We start from the raw sequence: 17,501 nt of genomic DNA, 5'->3' as shown, positions 1-17,501 counted from the left end.
CGGGACGGGATGCGGTGCCCACCGGGCTTCGCGCGTGCGCGGCCCGTCCCGGACCATTGTGCCGCCCGGTCGATCACGGTGTCCCGGGATTCGGTGAGGGCGCGCGGCACCCGCCCCGCGCTCCCGGGCGCGGGGCGGGTGCCGCGCGACGCGGTCAGTCGAGGTCGCCGGGCTGCGGGGAGGGGGTCTTGCCCGCCAGGACGGCCTTCAGCCGTTCGGTGCCCTGCTGCGTGGCCTGCTGCACGGAGTCGGTCTCGCCGCCGCTCAGGCCGCCGCCGGTGACCGCGACCGCGTTGATGCCGACGCGCACGGCGGCGACGTCCAGGGTGAGGGTCGCGGGGTCGCCGTCGGCGCTGCCCTGCACCGTCACGTGCAGGCCCGCGCGGGCGTCGCCCACCTTCGGCACGGAGGCCTCGGTCACCTGCACCGTCCGCTTGTCGCCGGAGTCGTCGGTCGCGGTGAACTGGTCGCAGGTCTGCGGCAGCGAGTTCATCCACTTCAGGGAGGTGTCCAGCTGGGTGCGGTCGTAGGCGGCGACCTGCTCCAGCAGACGGGAGTCGCCCTGCTCGAAACCGGTGAGCGCCGACGCCCCGGACGGCTTGCCCAGCAGGTCGCCGGAGTAGAGCCGGTCGAGCAGTTGCTGGCACTCCGCGGCGTCGGCCTTCGCGGAGAGGAAGTCGGACACGTCGACCTTGCCGACGAGCATGCTGTCGTGCCACTTGTCCGCGTCCTGCACCTGGTTCCAGTCGTCCTCCACGTCCGCCTCCGTGATCAGCGCGGCCTTCGCGCCGGACTCGGTGAGAGCCGAGGGGGAGGCGGTGGGGGAACCGGTGGGCGCCTGCCGCACCGCGTCCCGTTCGGCGGCGGGTGACGCGGACCCGGCGGCCTCCTCGGCGGTGTCCGGGGCGGCGCCCGACGCGCCGCCGTCGTCCGAGCAGGCCGCCGTGGTCAGCAGCGCGCCCGCCGCGAGCGCGGAGGCGAGGAGACGGACGGGGTGGGACGGGCGACGGCTCATCGCGGTTGCCTCCTGGACGACGTGGCACGGTGTTCCCAGGGCATCACCGCGGCGGTGGGGTCACCAGCCGCACGGGGCCGTCCGGGTGACGGCGCGGCCACCGGTGACGGGGCCGGTCCGCGCCGGGGCGCCGTCGAAGTACGGTGCGCCGGCCGGTCGTCGGGGCCGCGCGCGGTCAGCCGGCGCGGTCCAGGCAGTCCCGCACCGTTTCCCCGTCCACGGCCGCGCGCACCAGGGCGGCGGCCAGGACGGCCGGTTCCGTCCCGCCGGCGAGCTCGAGCAGCCGGCCGGCGTCCTCGGGCAGGCCGAGGCGCCGCGCTCCTTGCAGCGCCTTGCGATCGAGACGGGGCCCTGCCTCCGGCCAGACCCGCTGGACCTCGCGCAGGAAGATGTCCGCGCCGACCGGTCCCACGCCGGGGAACTCCTGGAGCAGGCGGCGCAGTTCGGACACGTCGCCGTCCGCCTCCCTCCGGAGCCGGCGCAGGTCCCCGCCCCACCGGCCGATCAGCAGCTCGGCCCCCTCGCCGAGCTGCGTGGCGGTGCGCTCGTCGTAGCGCCGGTAGCCGCCCCGGCCCAGCGCGTCGACCCGCTCCTGCCACCCGGCGCCGGCCATGCGGCGCGGGTCGCCGAGTCCGGCGTCGTGGAGGGCCCGGGCGGTCGCCACCGCGACCGGGGCGCGGATGCGGGCGCTGAGCAGGTGGGCGAGGACGAGCAGCCGGTACAGCGGCTGCGGGGTGTCCTCCAGCCGGACGCCGGCCTCCTCGGCGTACGTCCGTCCGTGTGCGGCGAGGAGTTCCCGGACGACGCGCTCGTCGTGGTCCGCCACTACGGCTTCAGGGGGTCGTGGCCGATCGTCATCAGCCGGTGCCTGAGCCGGGTGTCGTCGGCCCGGGGCTCGTTCTCCAGGTCCGCCTGCGAGGTCACGGTGTCCACGACCTCGCGCATGGCGCGGAGGTCGTCCTCCGTCAGGTCCGTGCGCCGTTTCTGCAGGATCGCCAGGACGTGCCGGCCGAGCGGCGGGCCGGCGTCGTCCGGCAGGGGTTCGGTCAGCTCGCCGGAGTCCCGTACCCGGAGCCAGTCCGCGAGTTCGGCGGAGGTCATGTTCACCACGCGGTGGAAGTCCTCCCACAGCGCGTCGAGCTCGAGGGCGTCGGCCATGGTGCCCCTCTTTCGTCGTGTTCCATCGTGCGGATGCGCCCGGTGCGGGGCGGCGGTCGCAGGGCGCTCGTGCCGTTCCCCGCCGCCGGGCACCGGCCGCTCACCGGGAAGGACGGATCCGGGGCCCGTCCACGCGGGCGGCGCGGCGCGACCACGGGGGCGCGGGTGCCCTCGGGGCACCGGGGCAAACGCCCCGGCCGCTCAGCGGGCGAGCACGCCGTCCAGGAAGCGCGTGACGTCCGCGAACACCTCCGCCCGGTTCGTCTCGTTGAAGACCTCGTGCCGGGCGCCCGGGTAGATCCGCTCGGTGAGGTCGCCGCCGCCGAGCCGCTCGACGCCGACGCGGCTGCCGGGCAGCGGCACCAGCCGGTCGTCGTCGCCGTGCACCCACAGCAGCGGGAGCCGGCCGACGTCGCCGCCCTTCGCGACGGTCTCCAGCGTCCGGACGAAGGCCTCCAGCGTCGGCCGCTTCATCGGGCCGTGCCACACCAGCGGGTCCGCCGCGTACGCCGCGCCGACCGACGGGTCCCGGGAGAGCGAGGACGGACTGATCGGGGTGTCGGGGATCTCGTCCAGGGCGAGCAGGCGGCGCGGCAGCTCCCAGTCGCCGATGACCGGGCCGGACAGCACCAGCGCGGCCTGCCCCCCGGGGCGGCGCTGCGCGTAGCGGGAGGCGATCAGGCCGCCCATGGAGTGGCCGATCACGACGAGGGGCAGGCCGGGACGGGCGGCCCGGGCCAGTTCCGCCACGGCGTGCACGTCGGTGACCACGTCCTCGAAGTCCTCGATCAGCACCCGCTCGCCGTCCGACGCGCCGTGCCCCATGTGGTCGGGGCCGTAGACGGCCGCGCCGTGCGACGTCAGGACGCCGGTCACCTCCTCGTAGCGACCGGAGTGCTCCCCGTAGCCGTGGATCAGCAGCACCGCGTACCGGGGCCGCCCGGCGGACCACTCGCGGACGGCGATCCGTCCCCGGGTTCCGGACAGGACGTGCTCGCGGGCCTCGGCCATGTCTCCTCCAGCTGCCTCGGTGCAGGTCACCCGGAGGATCTTCCCAGGGAGGCGGGCGGAGGTCTATAGTCCAAAACTAGCAGTGCTAATTTCGACTGCGGGAATGAAGGAAGAAGGCTCGCGGAGGCCGGCCGGCGGCACACCGCCCGGCGGCCGAGCGACGACGGTCAGGAGTCACCCCGTGCGTCCCGTCCACTTCGCGGCCGCCCGCCGCACCCCGATCGGCAAGCTGCGCGGCGCCCTGTCCGCCGTACGGCCCGACGACCTCGCCGCCACCGTGATCCGCGGCCTGGTCGCCGACGTGCCCGCGCTCGACCCCGCCCGCGTCGACGACGTGTACTGGGGCGCCGCCAACCAGGCCGGCGAGGACAACCGCAACGTCGCCCGGATGGCCGTCCTGCTCGCGGGCCTGCCCGAGACCGTGCCCGGCGCCACGGTGAACCGGCTGTGCGCCTCCGGCCTCGAAGCCGTCACCGCCGCCGCCCGCACCATCGCCGCGGGCGAGGCCGACGTCGTGCTCGCGGGCGGCTCGGAGTCGATGAGCCGTGCCCCCTTCGTCCTGCCCCGCCCCGACGAGGCCCTGCCGCACCGCATCGAGACCGCCGACACCCGCCTCGGCTGGCGCCTGGTCAACCCGGCGATGAAGGACCTGCACGGCCTGCTGGCCATGGGCGAGACGGCGGAGGAGGTCGCCGCGCGGTACGACGTGTCGCGCGAACGGCAGGACGAGTTCGCCCTGCGCAGCCACCGCCTGGCCGCCGAGGCCCGCAAGAACGGCCGCTTCGACGCCGAACTGCTGCCCGTCGAGCGCCCCGACGGCGTGGTCGTCGACGCCGACGAGTGCGTCCGCGAGGACACCTCCCTGGAGAAGCTGGGCCGCCTCAAGCCGGTCTTCCGCGCCGGCGGCACGGTCACCGCGGGCAACGCCTCCCCGATGAACGACGGCGCCGCCGGCCTCCTGCTGGTCAGCGAGGAGGCGCTGAACGACCTGGGGCTGGAGTCCCTCGGCCGCTACGTGGCCGGCGGCTCGGCGGGCGTCCACCCGGACGTCATGGGCATCGGCCCGGTCCCCGCCACCCGCAAGGTCCTCGCCCGGGCCGGCTGGAGCATCGACGACATCGCGGAGGCCGAGTTCAACGAGGCGTTCGCCGCCCAGGCCCTCGCCTGCGTCGACCGGCTCGGCATCGACCCGGACCTGGTCAACCCCACCGGCGGCGCCATCGCGCTGGGCCACCCGCTCGGCTGCTCCGGCGCCCGCATCCTCACCACCCTGCTCCACCGCATGCGGCGCACCGGCGCCGCCCGCGGGCTGGCCACCATGTGCGTCGGCGTGGGGCAGGGCAGCGCGGTGCTGGTCGAACGGCCCTAGCCGTCCGCCGCCACCCACCCGACCCCACTGCAGAGCCGCAGCAAGGAAACGGAGCAACACCCCATGGCAACCCTCTCCGTCGCCGCCATCCTCGCCGAGAACGCCCGGCGTCGCCCCGACAAGGAGGCGCTGGTCGAGGGCGACCTGCGGCTGACCTTCGCCGAGGTGTGGCAGCGGGCCCGCGCCCAGGCGGGGGCCCTGGTGGACCTGGGCGTACGGCCGGGGGACCGGGTCGCCCTGATGGCGCCGAACACCGCCGACTTCCCGCAGGCGTACTACGCGATCGCCGCGGCCGGCGCCGTCGTGGTCCCGGTCCACCTGCTGCTGTCCCCGGCGGAGGTGGGGCACGTCCTCACCGACAGCGGAGCGACCCTGCTGCTGGTGCACCCGGCGCAGGCGGAGACGGGCGCGGCCGCCGCGCGGGAGGCCGGGGTGCGGGTCGTCGTCCTGGGCGACGAGCTCGGCAAGCTCGCCGCGGACGCCGAACCGCTGCCGACGTACGTGACGCGTGACGCCGACGACCCGGCCGTCGTCTTCTACACCAGCGGCACCACCGGCGTGCCCAAGGGCGCCGTGCTCAGCCACTTCAACCTGGTGATGAACGCGACCGTCAACGCCTTCGACGCCAACGACATCCGTCCCGACGACATCGCGCTCGGCGCGCTGCCGCTGTTCCACGCCTTCGGCCAGACCGTCTCCCTCAACTCCACCTGGCGGGCCGGGGCCACCCTCGTGCTGCTGCCCCGCTTCGACGCGGCGCGCGCGATCGAGCTGATGGTGAAGGAGAAGGTCAACACCTTCCACGGCGTGCCCACCATGTTCGTCGCCCTCGCCGCCGCGGCGGCCGAGGCCGGCGCGCTGCCCGGTCTGCGGGTGTGCGTCTCCGGCGGCGCCTCGCTGCCCGTCGCCGTGCTGGAGCGCTTCGAGGCGGCCTTCGGCGCCAGGATCTACGAGGGGTACGGGCTGTCCGAGACCTCGCCCGCGGCCGCCGTCAACCAGCCGGTGTTCGGCGCGAAGCCGGGCACCATCGGCCACCCGCTGTGGGGCGTGGACGTGGAGATCGCCCGCGCGGAGACCGAGGACCGCGTCGAACTGCTGCCGCCCGGCGAGCTCGGCGAGGTCGTCGTGCGCGGCCACAACGTCTTCTCCGGCTACCTCGGCCGCCCCGAGGCCACCGCCGAGGCGCTCGTCGACGGCTGGTTCCGCACCGGGGACCTCGGCACCAAGGACGACGAGGGCTTCCTGCGGATCGTCGACCGGAAGAAGGACGTCGTCATCCGGGGCGGCTACAACGTCTATCCGCGCGAGGTCGAGGAGGTCCTGATGCGCCACCCCGGCATCGCCCAGGTCGCCGTCATCGGCCTGCCGGACGAACTGCACGGCGAGGAGGTGTGCGCCGTGGTCGTCCCCGCGCCGGGCGCGGCGCCGGACGGCACCGAGATCACCGAGTGGTCCAAGCAGCACCTCGGCAGGTACAAGTACCCGCGCCGGGTGGAGTTCACGGACGCGCTGCCGCTGGGCCCGAGCATGAAGGTGCTGAAGCGGGAACTGCGGGCGCGCTACGCCGGGTGACAGTGATCGTCTGACGAGACGGTCCTTACGGACGCCGGCCGGGGGCGCATAGCATCGGTGCCCGGATGGACACCATGACGCTCTGGCACCTCACCGGCCCGGGATTCGCCGCCCTCGCCTTCGCGGCCCTGCTCGTCGGCTTCTCCAAGACCGCCGTGAGCGGGGCCAACACGGTCAGCCTCGCGATCTTCGCGGCGGTCCTGCCGGCCCGCGCCTCCACCGGCGTCCTGCTGCCCGTCCTGATCGCCGGTGACGTCCTGGCCGTCCTCACCTACCGGCGTCACGCGCACTGGCCCACACTGTGGCGGCTGTTCCCGGCGGTGGGGGCCGGCGTGGTGGTGGGCACCGTGTTCCTGGTGTGGGCCGACGACGCGATCGTACGGACGTCGATCGGCGTGATCCTGCTGTTCATGGCCGGCGTGACGGTGTGGCGCCGGCGGCAGGCCGACGCGGACGGGCGGCCGGACGAGGTCACCTCCCGGCCCGGCCGGGCCAAGGCACGCTCCTACGGCGTCCTCGGCGGCTTCACCACCATGGTCGCCAACGCGGGCGGCCCGGTGATGTCGATGTACCTGCTCTCCGCGGGCTTCCGCAAGCTCGGCTTCCTCGGCACCTCGGCGTTCTTCTTCCTGATCGTCAACGTCTCCAAGCTGCCCTTCAGTGCCGGCCTCGGCCTGATCGACGGCCGCTCGCTGCTCCTCGACGCCGCGCTCGTGGTGTTCGTGGTGCCCGGCGCGCTGCTCGGCAAGTGGGCCGTGAACAGGATCGACCAGCGGCTCTTCGAGCAACTGGTCATCGCGGCCACGGTGGTGGGCGGCCTGCAACTGCTCCTGCGTTAGGCGGCGCCGGCGGTCGGGAGACGCCGGCGGTCAGGCGGCGCCGGTGGCGGCTTTGTCGAGCGCGGTGAGTGCGGCGGCGGCCTCCACCTGCCGCGGGCTCCTCAGCGCGGCGAGGGCGTCGCGGGCGGCGAGCAGTGTCTCCCGGGCGTCGGGGTGTCCCACGGCGCCGAGCACGCGGCCCAGGTCCAGCCGGGCCCCCTCCGTCCAGGCCGGCATCTGCGCGGCGTCGAAGGCGGCGAGGGCCTGCCGCAGCGGCGCCTCGGCCTCGTGCCAGCGTTCCAGGGCCGCCAGGTCGTTGCCGATCTGCTGCCGGGCGACCGCCTGGTACACCGCGATCACCTCCCGCGTACGGCCCGGGACCCCCGCCCGGCAGATCCGCTCGCTGCGGCGGTGGATGTCCAGCGCCTCCTCCGCCCGGCCGGAATCCCGCACGAGCATCCCGAGGGTGTTGAGGATCGACAGCTCGGCCAGCCTCCCCTGCGGGGACTCCTGCGAGGCGAGACGGCGGGCCGCCTCGCGCAGTCGCTCCTGGGCTTCGTCCATGCGCCCCAGCCGGTGCAGCGCGCCCGCCCCGTAACCCAGCGCCCACCCCTCCTGAAGCCCGTCCCCGCACTCGCGGGCCGCCGCGAGTGCCGCGTCGGCGCTCGTCAGGGCGGCACGGGGATCGTGCACGCAGAGGTTGTGGGCCCAGGCGAGGTAGTTGAGGTGGACGGCCTCCTCCTGCCTGCTGCCGAGCCGGCGGGCGGAGTCGGCGGAGCGCCGGAACACCTCCACCCACTGCTCCCAGTGCTGGTTGAGGTCGGAGAACCAGTGCATCGCCTTCGCCGCGTCCAGGACCTGCCGGTGCCGGCCGCCTTCGTGGGCCCGGCGCAGCGCGGCGAGCCACTGGGACCGCTCGGCCTCCAGCCAGGCCCGTGCCTCTTCCCGGCCGGCGGGCGCCGTGTCCGGGTCCGGGTCGCCCTGGGACGCGACGCGTTCGTGGTCGACGTCGAAGTGCAGCGCGGCGGCGGTGGCCCGGCGCAGCACCCAGGACTCGGTCCGGTCGAGGGCGGCGTCGCGGACCTCGGGGCCGTCCTCGGCCTCCACCTGCTCGGCCGCGTAGAGCCTGAGCAGGTCGTGGAAGCGGTACCGTTCGGCGTCGGCGTCGCTCTGGAGCAGTCCGGCGTCGGTCAGTTCCTCGGCGCAGGCGACCGCGTCGTCGTGGGACAGGCCGGCCAGGAGCGCGGCGGTCCCGGGGCTGAAGTCCGCTCCGGCGGCCAGCGCGGCGCGCCGTAGCACCGTCCGTGATCGCGGGGAGAGTTGCCGGTAGGAGAGCGCGAAGGCGGCACGCACCCGCAGGCTTCCGGCCTGGAGGCCGTCGAGGCGCCGGCCCTCGGCGGCGAGGCGGGTGACGAGCTTGCCGAGGCGTTCGTGCGGCCGGCCGAGGAGCCGCTGGCCGGCGATCCGGACGGCCAGCGGCAGGTGCCCGCACAGATCGGCGAGGTCGCGTGCGGCCTGTGCCTCGGCCCGCACCCGGTCCGGGCCGATGATGCGGGTCAGCAGTTCCACCGCCTCCTCGCGCCGCAGCAGGGCCAGATCGGTGCGGTGGACGGACTCCAGACCCGCCAGGGCGTGGCGGCTGGTGACGATGGTCAGGGACGGACCGGTGCCGGGCAGCAGGGGAGCGACCTGGGACTCGTCGGCGGCGTTGTCCAGCAGCACGAGCACGCGCCGCTCGGCGACCAGGGACCGCCACAGGCCGGCGCGGTCGTCGGCGCCGGCCGGGATGGCCGCGTCGGCGACCCCCGTCGCGCCGAGCAGCCGGGCCAGCGCGTCCCGCGGGGTGATCGGCTCGGGGTCCATGCCGTGCAGGTCCAGGGCGATCTGCCCGTCCGGGAAGTGCGGGGCGAGACGGTGCGCGGCGTGCACCGCGAACGCGGTCTTGCCGAGCCCGGGCTGCCCGGCGACCACGGTGACCGCCGGCCGGCCCGGACCGGTGTCCAGCGCCAGGTCCAGCAGCTCGGCGAGGGCCGGACCGCGGGCGGTGAAGTCATGGATGTCGCGCGGCAGGGCCAGGATGCCGCCCCCGGCGGGGCCGGTGGCCGCCCGGGGGCGCGGACGGCCGAGGGAGGCGGCCCTCTCCAGGCCCGCCGCCTCGTCGCCGTCCAGCTCCAGCGCGTCGGCCAGCGCCTGCACCGTACGGCGCTGAGGCCCCCGGGTACGGCCGCGTTCCATGTCGGCCAGGGCCCTGACGCTCACACCCGCCGCGTGGGACAGCGCTTCCTGGCTCAGACCGGCGCGGATCCGCAGGTCGCGCAACCGCAGCCCGAAGTCCCCCGCCGAAGGCGTGCCGTCGTGCACCGTCGGTGTCCCCGATCGTCCGGCCCGTCCGGACGCGAGCCACCGGCAGAAGTATCGCCGACGGTACTTCTGCTGGGAGAACTGCCTGGTCGGCCGGGGTCGGAAGTGATCGACTGAAGGCCGACGCGGAACGCCCCACCCGGGCCTGACCGATCCGGGTGCCTCGGCGACGGATCCGCCGGGGCCCGGAGCCGGCGCGGGTCCGGGAGAGGTCCGGACCACCCGCCGTCGAACGACCGTGGCACACATGCCGTAGCTCACCGAACGGGGATCCCTCACATGAACCGCAGTACTCCGCGCCGACGCTCCACGCTGCTCGCCGTCGCGGGCACCGCCCTCGTCCTGTCCCTCACCGCCTGCCAGAGCGACGCGGCCCCCGAGTCGGCGTCCGCGCCGTCCGCCCCGGCCACGGCGGCGTCGTCCCCGGCGGCCGCCGGGACGCCGGCCGGCGAGGGCACCGGCGCGTCCGGCGCGGCGGGACCGGCCGGCTCCGCTCGCTCGGCGGGACCGGAGGACCCGGCGGGCTCCGCCGACGCCTCCGCGGGCGAGTCCGGCGCGACCGGCAAGCAGGTGACCGCCTCCACCCCGGTCTGCACCGCCGGGGACGTCCGCGTCACCGCCGCCACGCAGGACGGCCCGCCCTACACCCACATCGTCCTCACGGCGAAGAACACCACGGGGCACTCCTGCCGGCTGACGGGCTTCCCGCACATCCAGTTCCTGGAGAGCCACAAGCAGGACGTCCCGGCCGTCGCCAAGAGCAAGCCGGCCACGCCGGTCGTGCTCCAGGCGGGAGCCCCGGCCTACGCCCTGGTGAAGCTGTCGGACGGCGGGGTCGACGAGGACAACGAACCCGTGTCGGCGTTCTCCGTCGTGCTGGAGGGCGACTCCACGGTCATCGCCGTCACCGCGCCCGGTGGCGACGGCATCGCCGTCGACCCGGCGAAGGCGCTCACCGGCTACTGGACGCCCGAACTCCGCAACGGGGCGGACGACTTCTGAACCCCGCCGGAGGGGACGACAGCCGCCTCGGGTGACGCGCTCGCGCCGGCACCGAGAGCCGGGCCGCGCCGGTGCGTCCGCGCCCACCGCCCGTCCGCAGCGGCCGCGGTACCGCACCGGAGTCGGCGGTGTGCCCGGACCGGGCACCTCGTACCCTCGACGCCATGCCGATCCCGCACGTCCTCGTCCTCGGCGGCACCACCGAGGCCCGCCGCCTCGCCGCCGCCCTCGCGGACCGGCCCGGGGTACGGGTGACGACATCGCTGGCGGGGCGGGTGACCCGGCCGGGGGCGCTCGCCGGGGAGGTGCGGACCGGCGGCTTCGGCGGTGCGGAGGGGCTCGCCGCCTGGCTGCGCGAACAGCGCGTGGCCGCCCTCGTCGACGCGACCCACCCCTTCGCCGAGACCATCACGGCGAACGCGGTACGCGCCGCGGCGGCCTGCGGAACCCCCTTGGTGATCCTGCGCCGGCCGGGCTGGCACCCCGGCCCCGGTGACCGGTGGCACCCGGTCGCGTCCCTCCCGGAGGCGGCCGGCCTGCTGCCGGGACTCGGCCGCCGCGTCCTCCTGACCACCGGCCGCCTGGGCCTGGGGGCCTTCGCGCACCTGGCCGGCCTCCACTTCGTCGCCCGCTCGGTGGAGCCCCCCGAGCCTCCCCTCCCGCCGGACACCCGGGTGCTGCTGGCCCGCGGACCGTTCACGGTGGCCGACGAGACCGCCGTCCTGCGCGACCACCGCATCGACGTACTGGTGACCAAGGACAGCGGGGGAGCGGCCACCGCGGCCAAACTGACGGCGGCCCGGGACCTCGCCCTGCCGGTGGTGGTCGTGCGCCGGCCGCCGCCGCCGGGGGGCGTGCCCGTGGTGCCCGACGTGCCCGGCGTCCTGGAGCGGCTGGGCCTCGACGCGCCCTGACGGGACGGCGCGCCCGCGGCCGGCGGAGTCCGCGCCCGGTCACGGGTGCTCCCGCCGTCCCAGTGCGCCGCCTCGGGACCGGCTGCCGCACCCGGCGGATCGAGCGGACCGTGAACACCGGGTCGGCGAACAGCCGCTTCGGCGGCACCGGTTCGGCCGCCCGGGTCTCCACCGGGCAGAACGGGGCGAGCGCGATCGGTCCACCCGCGAACAGGCCGGTGATCACGCCCGAGCCCCAGGCGTACTCGTCGCCGCCCCGGCTCGTCGTCAGGACCAGCGCGCTCGCGCCGAGGGCGACCAGGGCGATGCCCGGGCGGTCGACGACGGGCCGGACGGCCGGCTTCACCACCGGGGCGGTGCGGGCGGCGGCGATCACGACGACGACCGCGACGGGCACGTCGACGCGGAACGCCCAGCGCCAGGACAGGCGGTCGGTGAACAGCCCGCCCGGCAACGGCCCGACGACCGCCGCGCCCCCGGACACCGCGCCGACGGCGCCCTGGTACCCGCCGCGTTCGCGCAGCGGGACGACGTCCGCGATCAGCGTCATCGACGTGACCGTCGGCCCGCCCGCGCCGATGCCCTGCACGGTCCGCCGGGCGATCGGCAGCGGCACGTCCGTGGCCGGCCCGCACAGGAACGAGCCGGTGATGAACACGATCGCCGGGACCTGGAGGACCACCCTGCGGCCGAACAGGTCGCCGAACCCGCCGACCGGCACCGTCGCCACGGTCTCCGTGAGCAGGTACGAGGTGCCCTCCACGACATGTGCGCGGCGCCGCCCGGGTCCCACACGCGGCGGTCCGTGGCGTTCCCCCGGCGGCTGTCACCCGGTCACGATCACACCCGTGCACGGGCCACGCGCGCGGGGACGGTCCGCCCGGGCACCGCCCGGCGGCAGGCCCTACCAGTCCCCCGGGTTGCGCCGCAGCAGGTACGTGTCCATGATCCAGCCCTTGCGCTCCCGGGCCTCGGCGCGCAGCCGCTCGATGCGGGGCGCGGCCTCGGCGATCGGGCCGGAGGCGAGGATCTCGTCCGGGGTGCCCAGGTACGCGCCCCAGTAGATGTCGATGTCCTGGTCCGCGTACCGCCGGAAGGTCTGGTGGGCGTCCAGCATCACCACCACGTCGTCCACGCCCTCCGGGAAGCCCTCGGCGAGACGCCGCCCGGTCGTGATCTGCACCGGGCGCGCGACCCGGTTCAGCCCGGTCCGGTGCCGGGCGACGAGCGAGGAGACGCTGCTGATGCCGGGCACGACGTCGTACGCGAACGTCACCGCGCCCCGGTCCAGGATCTCCTCCAGGATGCCCAGCGTGCTGTCGTACAGCGCCGGGTCGCCCCAGACCAGGAACGCTCCGCTCTCGTCCTCGCCCAGTTCCTCGGCGATCAGCCGCTCGTAGATGCCGGCGCGGGCGCTGCGCCAGTCCCCGACGGCGGGGGAGTACGCCGAGCCGCCCGCGGTGCGGTCCCGCTCCGGGTCACGCGCCTCGACGATCCGGTACGTGCCCTCCGGCACGTGCGCCTCCAGCATGTCCCGGCGCAGCCGCACCAGGTCCGCCTTCGCCTCGCCCTTGTCCAGGACGAAGAACACGTCCGTGCTCCGCAACGCCCGGACCGCCTGGAGGGTGAGCTGGTCGGGGTCGCCCGCGCCGATACCGATGACATGAATCTTCCGCACGCCCCGAGTCTGCCGTACGCCACCGACGACGCCCCGGCCGGGCCGCCCCCGGCCCCGCGGCAGCTCGGCCGAGGGGCCCGGGGAGGGCGTTCAGCCCCGCAGCCGCGGTGCCCGGGCCCCCGCGTCCACCGGCGTGCCGCCCTCCACGTCCCGCGCCAGCTCCCGGGCCCATCCGGCGGCCGCGGCCAGATCCATCCCGTACGGCCGCTCCCGCCCGTGCTCCGACGCCGCCCACCGCGTCACGGCCCCGGCCCCGCGCCGCAGCAGCCTGGCCCCGCCGGTGACGTTGCCGCGCGCCGCGTGCGTGAGCCCGACGGCCAGCTGGGCCAGGCCCCGCCACAGCTCCCGCTCCTCCTCGGGGCCCGACTTCCAGGCGTCCTCGAAGACCTCGTGCGCGTGGAAGGGCTTGCCCTCGTCCAGCAGCCGCTGCGCCTCGGCGACCGTCTCGTCGGGGGCCCGTACGACGCCCTCGGGCTGGCGGGGGACACCCTCGGCGCCGTACGGCAGCGGCCGCCCCAGCCCGTCCCGGGGCCGGGCGTTGCGGGCCCGTCCCTCGTCGTCGCGGTCCCGCGGGTCCGCCGGGCGGTCCGAGGCTGTGCTGTCGGCAGGGCTGTCCATGAGGCCGATTGTCCCTCGTCCGTCCCCGCTTAGGCGTAGCCCGGGGTGTGGGGTAAAGTGCTGTCCGCGTGATCGCGCGGTGCACCGCGTGTGAGTACATCGGGACGTGGCGCAGCTTGGTAGCGCACTTGACTGGGGGTCAAGGGGTCGCAGGTTCAAATCCTGTCGTCCCGACTCGTGAGAGTCGTAGGCCGAAGGCCGGTGCCGGAGAGATCCGGGACCGGCCTTCGGTCGTCGTCGGGCCTGTCGGTGCGGACCGCGGCCTCGGCCGGGCGCCGGCGGCGAGCAGACCTTCGGCCCTCCCCGGGAAGGTGACCACGGCGGAGCGGTCCCGCCGGCGAAGTCGACGGAGCCGCAGCGGACCGCGGGAGCCGGTGCGAGAAGGGCGCCCGTCCGCTCCAAGTGCCCTGCGCCGCCGCCTCCGTCCGCCGGGACGGCCCGTGCGAGCCGTCGCCGGGTTCCGCGGGCCCGCTCGCCGTGCTCTGCCGTCAGCAGAACGACGCCCCGGCCGGCTCGACGCTCGTTACGGTCGAGCCGCATGACGACGATGACGACGCGCACGGTCGAGTACCCCGCCGACGGCCTGACGATGGTCGGGCACCTCGCGCTGCCGGCCGGCACCGGCCGCCGGCCCGCGGTGCTGCTCGGACCGGAGGGCCCGGGGCTCAGCGACGTCGAGCGCCGGCGGGCCGACGCGCTCGCCGAACTGGGATACGTGGTGCTGGCCTTCGACCTCCACGGCGGGCGCCATCTGACCGACCCCGAGGAGATGCTGGCCCGTTGCCTGCCGCTGCTCGCCGACCCCGGCCGGATGCGGGGCATCGGCCACGCGGCGCTCGACGTGTTGCGGGCCGAACCGCGGACCGACCCCGACCGCATCGCCGCCGTCGGCTACGGCACCGGGGGCGCGGTCGGACTGGAGCTCGGGCGCGACGGCGTCGACCTGCGGGCGATCGGGACGGTCAACGGGCTGACCACGGGCCGGCCGGGTGAGGCGGCGCGCATCCGCTGCCCGGTGTGGGCCGGGGTCGGGTCGGAGGACCCGATCATGCCGGCCGGGCAACGCGACGCGTTCACCGCCGAGATGCAGGCCGCGGGCGTCGACTGGCGCCTCGTGGTCTACGGCGGCGCCCTGCACGCCTTCCACCACCCGCCGGTCGACCAGCCCCTGCTGCCGGGTGTCGGCCCCCACCCACGGCACGCGCGGCGGGCCTGGCGCGACATCGTGGACCTGCTCGCCGAGTGTCTGCCCCTGACGGAGTGATCCGGTCGGGACGAGCGGCCGCCCCGAGCGGGGCCCGACATGCCCGGGTCACCGGTTCCGGGCGTGACAGGGGAAGAATCCGGATGCCTCTGGATGGAGTAAATCTGCACTGGCCGATGTAGACATTGCCCCGGGCGGGGGCTACTGTTCTGGGTGTAGCCCAGAAGTCGAAGGGCACGGCAGAGACGAACTGCCGTGCGAGCAGCAGTACGGAAAGATCGATCGAGAGAGACAAGGAGCCGAACGCCATCAGGATCGCCCGGGCAGGTGGAACCGCCCGGGTACCGCAGACCCCGGATGGGAAGGTGGTCCTCGGTCACGCAGCCGCGATCCCCGCAAGCCCGCCCTCTCGGGCGGAACCTACGGATACAGAAGCCCGGCGCAGTCAGCCGGTAGATGGTGTGGAAAGCTCGGGGCCCGGGCGCCGGTCGGCGCCCGGGCCCCCCGACGCGTCACCCGGAAGAAGAGGTCTATGCCCCCTGGCAGTTCCCGCCCCGTCGACAACCTCGACGACGACGATTACCCCGCCTACACCATGGGCCGGGCCGCCGAGATGCTCGGCACCACCCCCGCCTTCCTGCGCGCCCTGGGCGAACACCGCCTGATCACCCCGCTGCGCTCCGAAGGCGGCCACCGCCGCTACTCCCGCTACCAGCTGCGCATCGCCGCCCGCGCCCGCGAACTGGTCGACGCCGGCACCGCCGTCGAAGCCGCCTGCCGGATCGTCATCCTCGAGGACCAGCTGGAAGAAGCCCAGCGCATCAACGAAGAACTCCGCGCGGCCCAGGCCACCGGCACGCAGCCGAGGAGCTCGGTCTGACGCCCGACCCCCGCAGGACGGACCGCTGGGCTGCGGGGTACGGAAGGGGCAGGCCGGACGCCCTCGTCGCCCCGCAGCACCGGACCGTCCGCCCCGTCCCCCTCAGTCCTCGGCGACCCGGATGACGGTGCGGCCGGGGACGCGCTGACGCCGGGCGAGCGCGTCGGCGGCCTCCGCGAGCGGCCGCACCGCGCCGACCCGCACCCGGAGCCGTCCGTCCCGCAGCCGCCGGGCGAGGTCGGCGAGGCGTGCGCGGTCCGGTTCCACCACGAAGAAGACGGACCGCCCGTCGTCCGGACGTACGGTGGGCGGCTGGGCGATGGTGACGAGCGTGCCGCCGGCCCGCACGAGCGAAGCCGAACGGGCCAGGACGTCGCCGCCGATCACGTCGAACACGACGTCGGCCTGCCCGGCCTCCTCCCACCGGTCGTTCTCCAGATCGAGGAACGCGTGCGCGCCCAGGCCGAGCGCGGTGCCCCGGTCGGCGGCGCGACCCGTGCCGACCACGCGGGCACCCGCCTCGCGGGCGAGCTGGACGGCGATCGAACCGACACCGCCCGCGGCGCCGTGGATCAGGACGCTCTGGCCGGTGACGAGACGGGCGTGGTCGAACAGGCCCTGCCACGCGGTCAGTCCGGAGATCGGCAGTGCGGCCGCCACCGTGTGGTCGACGTCGGCGGGGAGGGGCGCGAGGTTGCGGGCCTCCACGGCGACGTACTCGGCGAGCGAGCCGTCGCGGGTCCAGTCGGTCGGCCCGAAGACCCGCTGACCGACGGTGAGGCCGGTCGTTCCGTAACCGAGTCCGCTCACCACCCCCGACACCTCGTGGCCGGGCACGCTCGGGGTGCGGTCGCGGCCGGCGCGGTCGGTCCAGGACGCGGGCCAGTCGAGCTCCCCCCGAGTGAAGCCCGCGGCGTGCACCCGCACGATGACGTCGTTCTCCGCGGCGTGGGGACGGGGAAGGTCCTCCAGGGTCAGCCCCGCGACCCCGGCCTCGCGGTCTCGGACGGTGATGGCTTGCACGTGCACTCCTCACTCCGGCCAGGGCGCGTCGATGACGCGCTCGACCATGGACGTACGGCGGAAACCGGGAAGGAAGTGTTCCAGGATGTCCGCGTTCACGGTTCCGTACGTGGTGTCCGGGCGGTCTTCGAGGCCGTCGACGAATGCCTGCAAGAACTCCTTCTTGAAATCACCACGCGGATGGGCGGCGACGATTTCGTCCACCTGGTAGCCGTCCAGCTCGTCCAGCCCCCAGCCGACCGCGTCGGTCAGCACGCCGTAGTTCGTGGCAGCCGTCTCGGGCCCCATCCGGGCGGGAATCCCCGGCGTCGTGTGCAGGGCGATCGACGTCCAGACGGCCTCGGCGGCGCTTGGGGAGAACCCGCGGTCGCGCAGGAACTTCCGCGCGTGGTCGGCGCCGTCCAGCTCGAAACGCTGCTGCGCGTCCGAGAACGGGATCAGAAGGCCCACGTCGTGGAAGACCGCCGAGATGTAGAGCAACTCTGGATCGGGCCGGAGACCCAGTCGGCGCGCGTGGAGGGAACCGAAGAGAAAAACACGCCGGGAGTGGTGGAAGAGCAGGGGACTCGTTCTCCCTCTCAGGAATTCCGTGGCCTCCGTGACGGCCGGAGTCCCGGGAATTTCCGTTCCTGCGATGACGTCGGTCATGGTGTCCGTGCTTTCCGGTGCGATGTACTGCGAACGGACCGCGCGCCCGTGCTCCACCATGGGAGCGGTCCGGCCATGAACCACTCGAACCCACTCATCCCAGGATGAGCCCGTGAGATCCGGTACGCATCGCGTGGCGATCCTCGTCCACGACGGGGTCGAACTGCTCGACGTCGCCGGCCCCGCCGAAGTGTTCGGCGAAGCGGACCTGCTCGGCGCCGACCACCGGA

17 protein-coding genes, 1 tRNA gene and 1 pseudogene are annotated in these 17,501 nt (G+C 75.0%); 8 read left to right on the top strand and 11 right to left on the bottom strand.

The features are described 5' to 3' along the window. Positions 1 to 154: 154 nt before the first annotated feature. The 4 genes from ACZ4V6_RS27950 to ACZ4V6_RS27935 all read right to left on the bottom strand — a co-directional run bounded on the left by ACZ4V6_RS27950 (position 155) and on the right by ACZ4V6_RS27935 (position 3,184). A complete protein-coding gene (locus tag ACZ4V6_RS27950) occupies positions 155 to 1,015 on the bottom strand; it encodes a hypothetical protein (RefSeq protein WP_467832766.1) in 861 nt (286 codons plus the stop codon). 175 nt (positions 1,016 to 1,190) lie between these two features. Next, positions 1,191 to 1,841: an HhH-GDP family DNA glycosylase gene (locus ACZ4V6_RS27945; RefSeq protein ID WP_467832765.1), complete on the bottom strand. Its 651-nt coding sequence runs from the start codon at positions 1,839 to 1,841 to the stop codon at positions 1,191 to 1,193. Then, positions 1,841 to 2,173 (bottom strand): DUF3140 domain-containing protein, encoded by a 333-nt coding sequence (locus ACZ4V6_RS27940; protein WP_467832761.1) that lies wholly within the window; start codon positions 2,171 to 2,173, stop codon positions 1,841 to 1,843. The genes ACZ4V6_RS27945 and ACZ4V6_RS27940 overlap by 1 nt, the downstream gene beginning before the upstream one ends. A gap of 201 nt (positions 2,174 to 2,374) precedes the next feature. Beyond that, the gene (locus ACZ4V6_RS27935) at positions 2,375 to 3,184 is read right to left on the bottom strand and encodes an alpha/beta hydrolase (protein WP_467832757.1); all 810 of its coding nucleotides are present in this window, start codon (positions 3,182 to 3,184) and stop codon (positions 2,375 to 2,377) included. Between the two features lie 181 nt (positions 3,185 to 3,365). On the opposite strand from ACZ4V6_RS27935, the gene ACZ4V6_RS27930 reads away from it, so the two are divergent. The 3 genes from ACZ4V6_RS27930 (at position 3,366) to ACZ4V6_RS27920 (ending at position 6,964) form a co-directional block, all read left to right on the top strand. Continuing rightward, positions 3,366 to 4,553, top strand: a complete 1,188-nt coding sequence (locus tag ACZ4V6_RS27930) for a thiolase family protein (RefSeq protein ID WP_467832753.1) — start codon at positions 3,366 to 3,368, stop codon at positions 4,551 to 4,553. Positions 4,554 to 4,616: 63 nt separating this feature from the next. Beyond that, positions 4,617 to 6,125: a long-chain-fatty-acid--CoA ligase gene (locus tag ACZ4V6_RS27925; protein WP_467832748.1), complete on the top strand. Its 1,509-nt coding sequence runs from the start codon at positions 4,617 to 4,619 to the stop codon at positions 6,123 to 6,125. Positions 6,126 to 6,190: 65 nt separating this feature from the next. Beyond that, positions 6,191 to 6,964: a sulfite exporter TauE/SafE family protein gene (locus ACZ4V6_RS27920; protein ID WP_467832745.1), complete on the top strand. Its 774-nt coding sequence runs from the start codon at positions 6,191 to 6,193 to the stop codon at positions 6,962 to 6,964. Between the two features lie 30 nt (positions 6,965 to 6,994). Here the strand turns inward: ACZ4V6_RS27920 and ACZ4V6_RS27915 are convergent, their stop codons facing one another. Continuing rightward, on the bottom strand, positions 6,995 to 9,304 hold the full coding sequence (locus ACZ4V6_RS27915; RefSeq protein WP_467832742.1) for an ATP-binding protein: 2,310 nt from the start codon (positions 9,302 to 9,304) through the stop codon (positions 6,995 to 6,997). A gap of 279 nt (positions 9,305 to 9,583) precedes the next feature. Here ACZ4V6_RS27915 and ACZ4V6_RS27910 point away from each other — a divergent pair, with 279 nt between their 5' ends. Together ACZ4V6_RS27910 and ACZ4V6_RS27905 are read left to right on the top strand one after the other, a co-directional pair. After that, complete coding sequence (locus tag ACZ4V6_RS27910; RefSeq protein ID WP_467832740.1) at positions 9,584 to 10,306, top strand: DUF4232 domain-containing protein; 723 nt, start codon at positions 9,584 to 9,586, stop codon at positions 10,304 to 10,306. A gap of 164 nt (positions 10,307 to 10,470) precedes the next feature. Further along, entirely contained in the window at positions 10,471 to 11,220 is a 750-nt protein-coding gene (locus ACZ4V6_RS27905; RefSeq protein WP_467832738.1) for a cobalt-precorrin-6A reductase, read from the top strand. Positions 11,221 to 11,317: 97 nt separating this feature from the next. On the opposite strand, the pseudogene ACZ4V6_RS27900 reads toward ACZ4V6_RS27905, so the two are convergent. The 3 genes and pseudogenes from ACZ4V6_RS27900 to ACZ4V6_RS27890 all read right to left on the bottom strand — a co-directional run. Beyond that, a pseudogene (locus tag ACZ4V6_RS27900) lies at positions 11,318 to 12,015 on the bottom strand (MFS transporter); the annotation flags it as partial. A 109-nt stretch (positions 12,016 to 12,124) separates the two neighbouring features. After that, positions 12,125 to 12,898, bottom strand: a complete 774-nt coding sequence (gene cobF, locus ACZ4V6_RS27895; RefSeq protein ID WP_467832736.1) for a precorrin-6A synthase (deacetylating) — start codon at positions 12,896 to 12,898, stop codon at positions 12,125 to 12,127. 90 nt (positions 12,899 to 12,988) lie between these two features. Further along, complete coding sequence (locus ACZ4V6_RS27890) at positions 12,989 to 13,516, bottom strand: DUF309 domain-containing protein (RefSeq protein WP_467832734.1); 528 nt, start codon at positions 13,514 to 13,516, stop codon at positions 12,989 to 12,991. A 100-nt stretch (positions 13,517 to 13,616) separates the two neighbouring features. On the opposite strand from ACZ4V6_RS27890, the gene ACZ4V6_RS27885 reads away from it, so the two are divergent. From ACZ4V6_RS27885 to ACZ4V6_RS27875, 3 genes are all read left to right on the top strand, one after another. Next, positions 13,617 to 13,690 (top strand) — tRNA-Pro (locus ACZ4V6_RS27885). A gap of 364 nt (positions 13,691 to 14,054) precedes the next feature. Then, positions 14,055 to 14,780, top strand: coding sequence for a dienelactone hydrolase family protein (locus ACZ4V6_RS27880; protein WP_467832732.1), 726 nt, complete (start codon positions 14,055 to 14,057; stop codon positions 14,778 to 14,780). Between the two features lie 472 nt (positions 14,781 to 15,252). Then, on the top strand, positions 15,253 to 15,600 hold the full coding sequence (locus tag ACZ4V6_RS27875; RefSeq protein WP_467832729.1) for a MerR family transcriptional regulator: 348 nt from the start codon (positions 15,253 to 15,255) through the stop codon (positions 15,598 to 15,600). Positions 15,601 to 15,702: 102 nt separating this feature from the next. On the opposite strand, the gene ACZ4V6_RS27870 is transcribed toward ACZ4V6_RS27875, so the two are convergent. The 3 genes from ACZ4V6_RS27870 to ACZ4V6_RS27860 form a co-directional block, all read right to left on the bottom strand. Then, the gene (locus tag ACZ4V6_RS27870) at positions 15,703 to 16,623 is read right to left on the bottom strand and encodes an NADP-dependent oxidoreductase (RefSeq protein ID WP_467832727.1); all 921 of its coding nucleotides are present in this window, start codon (positions 16,621 to 16,623) and stop codon (positions 15,703 to 15,705) included. Positions 16,624 to 16,632: 9 nt separating this feature from the next. After that, positions 16,633 to 17,271: an HD domain-containing protein gene (locus tag ACZ4V6_RS27865; RefSeq protein ID WP_467832725.1), complete on the bottom strand. Its 639-nt coding sequence runs from the start codon at positions 17,269 to 17,271 to the stop codon at positions 16,633 to 16,635. Positions 17,272 to 17,365: 94 nt separating this feature from the next. Further along, positions 17,366 to 17,497, bottom strand: a complete 132-nt coding sequence (locus tag ACZ4V6_RS27860) for a hypothetical protein (protein ID WP_467832723.1) — start codon at positions 17,495 to 17,497, stop codon at positions 17,366 to 17,368. Positions 17,498 to 17,501 lie beyond the last annotated feature (4 nt).

It is taken from the genome of Streptomyces sp. NPDC029152 (assembly GCF_055564355.1).
The sequence above is the reverse complement of the archived record's forward strand: the minus strand, read 5'-3'. Positions and strand labels throughout refer to the sequence as shown.